The organism is Sphingobacterium litopenaei, assembly GCF_014692495.1.
Lineage (GTDB): Bacteria > Bacteroidota > Bacteroidia > Sphingobacteriales > Sphingobacteriaceae > Sphingobacterium > Sphingobacterium litopenaei.
In genome coordinates, this window is record NZ_JACOIJ010000060.1 from 1 (window position 1) to 7039 (window position 7039).

Below are 7039 nucleotides of genomic sequence, written 5' to 3' on the forward strand. Positions count from 1 at the left end.
CGCGCTTTGACTTATATTTCGAGCATTACTGCTGTACTTATCTTTTTTTTGTTTTCCCTTCGTTTCCGTCGGACTGCAAAGGTAGAAACTTTATTTTAAACCGCAAATTTTATTTGAAGTTTTTTTTGTTTACCTCCCGTCAGGGATGGCTTATGGTTTTCCCTGATTTCTCAGTTGAAACCGCTTCTAACCTCGTATTTCACTGCTGTTACCAGCATTCCTCCCTTGCGGAGTGGTGCAAAGATAGGGAAGTTTCTACTCTACTTCCAAGCGTTTTTGAGAATTATTTTTGAGAATAAAGGTAAGTCGCTGGAGCATTGAGGGATAAAATAGCTTTCAATGAAGGCTTTCCTGCCAAGTGTTAAATTTTATTAAAAAAATCAATGGAATTTGGAAGATACGAAACTCTTCGTAGATTTGATGTACGAAAAAATTCGTAGATAATCTAAGAATTAAAAATGAAACCTACAGATAGCGAAATGGAAATATTACAGGTTCTTTGGAAAAAAGGACCGAGTACAGTAAGGGAAGTGTACGAATCATTAGATAAAAAAGATGTTGGTTATACAACTATATTAAAACTCATGCAAATAATGCTTGACAAGCAGATGGTCTCTCGTGACACAAGCTCAAAAAGCCATTTATATAGTGCTAGTATTAGTAAGGAAAAAATTCAGCATCAATTTTTGGATAGATTTATAGAAACAGTTTACAACGGAAACACATCCCGTTTGATTATGCAAGCTTTGGGTAATCATAAAGCAAGCAAAGAAGAAATAGAATTAATAAAGCAGTATTTAGACAATCTACAAGAATAACATCATGGAAAATATTGTTCAACTAATCAATAACGCAATTGGGTGGAGCATTCTACACTCTTTATGGCAAGGGGCCTCTATATATATTATACTCTTTGGAATATTCCTGATATTTTATAGCATAACATCCAACGCAAAATACAAGATTGCTTACATCGCACAGTTGTTAGTATTCGGGTCATTTTTATTCACATTCCTCAAATATCTTCAAGTCCCAATAAATTTTGGGGAGATTGCTATTTCTGAACAGCAGCAAATGATTTTGTATTTTGACTACTTACAAAACAAAACCTGGTCTATAACCAAACTCTTCCCCTACATTGTCGCTTTATATTCCGTAGGTATTGTGGTACAAATTCTGTTATGTACAAAAAGTATTCAATTGCTTAATAGAATTAAAAAATCTTCAACCGCAACGTTACCACAACACTGGAATAATGCGCTAGGCAAAATTATATTAGAGAACAATATTTCTCCGAAAGTAAAACTGTTGGTTTCAGAATACGTTACAAGTCCTATTACCATTGGATTTATAAAACCTTTAATTATTTTTCCGACAGCCTACATTAATAAAATATCAACCTCAGACGCTGAAGCTATTTTACTGCATGAAGTAGCACATATTAAAAGAAATGACTATTTCTTCAATATAATACTCCTTACAATTGAAACGATTTTATTCTTTAACCCTTTTGTATGGCTCATCAGTAGACATATCAAGATCGAGCGCGAACAGTCTTGCGATGATTTTGTCACTACATCAATCGCTAATCCTGCAAACTATGCACGAACATTATTACAGATTGAATTATTAAGGCAAGAATATGAGACTTCCCTTGCCTTAGCATTGTCTGGCAATAACAAATATGATTTATTCAGTCGCATCAAAAGAATTAACAACAAAGTCATGGAAACAAAATATACTGCTTTTAAGCACCAATTAATGGCGATCCTTTGTACATCGCTTACCTTTATCTTTATTGCATGGATGAATCCTCAACCAAAGGAAACTTCCCCTAAGAAAAATTCAGAAACTATCACCGCTTATTCACAAACAATAGAGACTGTAACGAATAAACAAGATACTACCAAGAAAACTACTAATCCCCTTAAAAAAGAGAAAAGAATTATCATTAAAACAGATTCTACAGTTACGGTATTAGATGATGAAAAAGAAATAGAAGAGTTTTCTAAAAAAATGGAGTTACATAGTAAAGACTTAGAAAAGCATTTTGAGTCTCCAGAATGGAAACAGAAGATTCTTAAAATAGAAGAACACGCCAAAGAAATTGAGCAAAAATTCAATTCTAAAGAATGGAAAGATAAAATAGCCAAAATTGAATTGAATGCTAGAGATTTTGAAACACATCTGAACTCTCCGGAATTCAAGAATAAGATAATCGTTATTGAAAAAAATGCTAAAAAGATAGAGGAGAAATTTAATTCTCCCGAATGGAAAGAAAAAATAACAAAAATCGAAGAGAATAGTAAAAAGGTAGAAGACCTAATCAATTCTCCAGAGTTCAAAAACAAGATTGCTAAAATTGAAATTCAGTCGAAGCGATTAACTGATAAATTTAATTCTCCTGAATGGCAGGATAAAATCAAGAAGTTAGAAGACATAGGCAACTTCTATAATTCCGAAGAATTCAAAGCCATCCATGATAAATACCAAAAGGAACTTCAAAACCTTAAAAAGCAAAAAGGATTACAATAATAGGCTAACCCGATTATCGGAGAAAGAGGAATCTATGATTATAGATTCCTCTTTCTTTTTACCTCTGATTTTATGTATAATTGTTAAATAAGAATATCGTTATGAATATCATCTACGCTATCGACCTTCTGGGAACAATGGTTTTTGCGATTTCGGGCGCTATGGCAGGGCACCGAAAAGGCATAGATATATTTGGCTCAACCTTCATGGCTTTCGTTACGGCAATTGGGGGAGGTTCGTTGCGTGATATATTTTTAAATATTCGGCCTGTGTGGGTAGAAGACGGAAATTATTTACTGGCTATTTTCTTTGGGGTATTTATTTCTGTAATCGCAAACAAACAGCTTTACAGCCTAGCTAAAACCTTCACCTTATTTGATGCGATAGGTATTGGTTTTTTTACAGTAGTAGGTACCCAAAAATCATTGGATTACGAATCCAGCAGTATCGCAGCCATAATGTTGGGTATGTTTTCTGCGGCAATGGGCGGTGTAATACGTGATGTATTAATCAATGAAACACCTTTAATCCTTCGCAAAGAAATATATGCCTCCGCCTGTTTGTCGGGCGCATTACTCTTTGTACTGCTCAATTACTGGAATTTTGACAACGGCTGGAATGCTTTTATAAGCGCATCATTGGTATTTTTGATACGAATTATATCCGTAAAATATAACCTATCCTTGCCTGTAGTCGAAATGAAAAAAGAGGAACAATTATAGTACTTCCAATAATCGCTCAAAGGCCATTCCCCGTGACGCTTTTAATAGAATAAAACTATCGTTCAAAGTGGAAACCGCAGCTTTTGCCTCATCCGTTGTCTCGTAAAATTCAGCTGAATCGTCCTTGTGTTTGAAAAATTCTTTCCCTACAAAGATTAATCGCTCAAAACCTAAAGATTTTGCTTTATTCACTAAGGCTTTATGTTCTTCGAAAGATTCATCTCCTAGCTCAAACATATCACCTAAAATAACCACTTTGTGATCTGCTGTCAACACTTGCATATTGTCCAATGCTGCTGCCATACTACTTGCGTTAGCATTATAAAAGTCTGCAACAATGACATTGCGAGAGGTCTTTGTTATTTGAGAACGGTTGTTTTTAGGAACATACGAGGCTATTCCATCATTGATGGTTGCAGGATTCATTCCAAATTCCAAACCTACAGCAATTGCCGCCAAGATATTCTCTGTATTGTATGAGCCTGTCAAATGAGTGTATACTTCGTAAGATTCAGACTTATCACCTTCTTTCCAAGCAATAGAAAGATATGGATTCGCCATCAACAGTTTTCCTACAATGGCATTGGTATCGGAGAAGCCATATTTGACTATTTTAGTGAAAGTTCGTTGGCCCGCCATTTCTACTAGATGCGCATTATCAGCTTGCAAGAACAATGTTCCACCGCTTTGGGATATGAAATCATATAACTCCCCTTTAGTTTTCTTTACGCCTTCAAAAGATCCAAAACCTTCCAAATGAGCTTTACCAACATTCGTAATAAAACCGTGAGTTGGACGTGCTATATTGGATAAGAATTCTATCTCTCCAATATGATTGGCACCCATTTCTACAATTGCCATTTTGTAAGAATCGTCAATCGACAAGAGTGTCAACGGCACCCCTATATGATTATTTAGATTTCCTTGCGTAGCATACGTACGAAATTGTTGAGACAATACCGCATACACCAATTCTTTGGAGGTGGTTTTGCCATTCGTACCTGTAATACCTACGACAGGGATATTTAATTGATGTCTATGAAATAAAGCTAAATCTTGCAATGCCTTCAATACATCATCTACTAAAATATATTGATCCCCATTCGCAAACTCTGCTTCGTCAACCACCACATATGTTGCACCATTTTCTAAAGCTTGGCTTGCAAAAGCATTTCCATTGAAATTTGCGCCTTTCAACGCAAAGAATATGCTATTATCCTCGATATTTCGTGTATCCGTAGAAATGGAAGGGTATTGTTTATAGATGTCGTAAAGTTTTTCGATTTGCATGACAACAATATTTTATAGAACAAATGTAGTAATCTTATAAACAAAAAAAGGAGCAAAAGCTCCTTATAATTATTTCAGTTTGTATGCGATGATACTATTACTATTGAATGTAGGAATGTAAATCACATTCTCTTTGGGATTGTAGCCCAAATCTGCCGTATTCATCTTTCCTTGGACATCTAGAATTTTTTCAACATCACCTTTTGCCGAAACATGATAAATCAAACCTGGCCAGCACGTAACGATGAAACTTCCATTCCCTAAAGGCTCCAAACCATCACCTCCTTGTTCAAATGCTTTTGTAAACACTGTAACTTGCTTATTCGCGTCTATAGACCAGAATTCCTTTCCAGCCAAAGCCAACAGCTTTCCATTATAATATTTTAAACCATTTACAGAAGGAACACTGTCCAAAAACACCGATATTTTACCATTTCGCAATTGGAAGATTTTATTCTGTCTAGTATCCGAAATGTATACAATACCGTTATTATCCACAGTTACATCATTCAAAAATGTGGCGCCTTCCACAACCATCTCATCTACAATATTGCTTGTCACAATATCTACTACGATAACTTTCGTCACATCTGCTATGTACAATAATCCCTTGTGAATAGCTAAGCCTTTAGGCGCATTCAAGCCTGTAATCCAATGTGGATCTTCCACTGATCCATCGGTATTTAATATAGCTATTTCGCCTTTATCGGTGCCACCTTGACCAATTAATGAAACATATAATTTATCAGTTACATCATGATAAAGTACGGACTCAGGAACATGAATTCCTTCAGTGGTTTCCCAAAGCTTTTCCAAGGTTTTGGTTTGCGCAAAAGCAAATTGAACACTCAGCAAAGAGCAGATTATTAGCAATAGATTCATTCTTTTCATAGTGACTGTTTATTTAAATGGTTGATTAAAGATATTAAAATTCTGAAGAAGGATTACTTCTCTATTTCAAAAACACAGGCAAAGCAAATTTGTTCGCCTTTTGAGATTTTAAATCCTATTTTATTATCAAAAACTCCTTTTTGAATGGTAATCGCTTCCCCAAGACTTAATTCTTTGATAAAATTTAAATCAATAGCTTTTATTTTATTCCCCAATATTAGCATCGGGTCGATATAGTTGATACACCATTCCAAATATTTGGTATTATTCACGTGATTTACAATATCCAAATCAGAAAATTGTACTGTCTGCTCAAAGATTTCAGATACTTCGAAAGACAAATCAACACGTTGATTGGTAATTTCGGTTGCGTGAATATCTGGAAACTGCTCTACATAAGAAGTATCAAACTGTAACGCATCGGGTCTTCGGAGTTTCATATTGAAAATTGCCCAAAGCGAGGAAATACCTAATAATTTCTTTCCTTCACGTGAAACCTCAAAGTTACGCGTCGATTTGAATCCTTTTAATTCTTCTATCCATGTTTTGACTTCAATCTCTTGGGAGAAATTCGGCAATTCTCCTATCTCAATACGCATACGATTCATTACCCAAGATTGGTCATACTTGGATAAATCATCGAAACCTACTCCACCCAGATCGGCATGTTCAGCAGCTGTCAATTGAAGAATATTAGCCAGTTCAGGTAATTTTATAGCACCATTGGGATAGCATTGGGAAAAATAAACTTCCCAATTTTTGTAATGAATAGATTTAAAATCTGCTGATAATGGCATTCCTTCCCTCCTTTTAACTATTTTCTTTACTTAACCACTTTGGCACAGCTGGTGCCACATATGAATTCATTTTTTCTAAAAGCTCTTCAATAGTATTCCCTACTAAAAGCATTTCTTGATTCTGCTTTTTCAAAAGTCCGACATCTACCATATTTTGCAGAAAAGCAATCAAATGATCATAGAAACCATTAATGTTTAGCAACCCCACCGGCTTTTGATGTAATCCCAATTGTCCCCAAGTAATTACTTCAAATACTTCCTCCATTGTACCATATCCTCCCGGAAGGGCTATGAAAGCTTCACTCAGATCATTCATCAAAGTTTTGCGCTGATGCATATTGTCCACCGCAATCAAATCAGTCACGCCCGAATGCCCTATTTCTTTACTATTCAAAAAATGAGGAATTACCCCAACCACTTTACCGTTATTGGCTAAGGCGCCATCTGCAACAGCCCCCATTAATCCAACACGACCGCCACCGTATACTAATGTAATATTTTGGGTAGCCAAAAATTCCCCTACCCCATAAGCTCTCTGCGTCCATACCGCATCAAAGCCTGGACTTGATGCACAAAAAACGGCTATACTTTTGAATCTCATACCACAAATCTAAGTGAACTACCCATTTGCTAAAGACAAATGGGCTTCGGGCTTCACAGACTTGTGCTTTGTTGCTAAAGTCTTATTTGAGTCTCCGCCCGTGTAATCGCCAGTTCCTGACGATATTATTTTTAATCCTTCTTTCAGAATGTTTTTTGCAGCGTTTAAATCACGGTCTAAAACGTGTCCATTTTCGCAAGTCC

The 7039-nt window shown here is 35.7% G+C and carries 8 protein-coding genes; 3 read left to right on the top strand and 5 right to left on the bottom strand.

All coding sequences use genetic code 11. The annotated features are described in order from the left end of the window. The first annotated feature begins 458 nt into the window (after nt 1-458). The 3 genes from H8B04_RS16450 (at nt 459) to H8B04_RS16460 (ending at nt 3257) form a co-directional block, all read left to right on the top strand. On the top strand, nt 459-818 hold the full coding sequence (locus H8B04_RS16450; protein WP_165292589.1) for a BlaI/MecI/CopY family transcriptional regulator: 360 nt from the start codon (nt 459-461) through the stop codon (nt 816-818). Between the two features lie 4 nt (nt 819-822). Continuing rightward, entirely contained in the window at nt 823-2535 is a 1713-nt protein-coding gene (locus H8B04_RS16455) for a M56 family metallopeptidase (protein WP_223815478.1), read from the top strand. A gap of 101 nt (nt 2536-2636) precedes the next feature. Further along, nucleotides 2637-3257 carry a trimeric intracellular cation channel family protein gene (locus H8B04_RS16460; RefSeq protein ID WP_165292587.1) on the top strand — a complete coding sequence of 207 codons (621 nt, stop codon included), beginning with the start codon at nt 2637-2639 and terminating at the stop codon, nt 3255-3257. Here H8B04_RS16460 and H8B04_RS16465 read toward each other — a convergent pair. The 5 genes from H8B04_RS16465 to H8B04_RS16485 all read right to left on the bottom strand — a co-directional run. Continuing rightward, nucleotides 3252-4547 carry a UDP-N-acetylmuramoyl-tripeptide--D-alanyl-D-alanine ligase gene (locus tag H8B04_RS16465; protein ID WP_165292586.1) on the bottom strand — a complete coding sequence of 432 codons (1296 nt, stop codon included), beginning with the start codon at nt 4545-4547 and terminating at the stop codon, nt 3252-3254. The genes H8B04_RS16460 and H8B04_RS16465 overlap by 6 nt on opposite strands. A gap of 69 nt (nt 4548-4616) precedes the next feature. Then, nucleotides 4617-5438 (bottom strand): SMP-30/gluconolactonase/LRE family protein, encoded by an 822-nt coding sequence (locus H8B04_RS16470; protein ID WP_223815479.1) that lies wholly within the window; start codon nt 5436-5438, stop codon nt 4617-4619. A 53-nt stretch (nt 5439-5491) separates the two neighbouring features. Further along, on the bottom strand, nt 5492-6235 hold the full coding sequence (locus H8B04_RS16475; RefSeq protein WP_190303038.1) for an acyl-[acyl-carrier-protein] thioesterase: 744 nt from the start codon (nt 6233-6235) through the stop codon (nt 5492-5494). Between the two features lie 13 nt (nt 6236-6248). Next, a complete protein-coding gene (locus tag H8B04_RS16480) occupies nt 6249-6836 on the bottom strand; it encodes an LOG family protein (protein ID WP_165292584.1) in 588 nt (195 codons plus the stop codon). An 18-nt stretch (nt 6837-6854) separates the two neighbouring features. Beyond that, on the bottom strand, nt 6855-7039 hold a 185-nt coding region (locus tag H8B04_RS16485; protein ID WP_223815480.1), incomplete at its 5' end, for a transposase.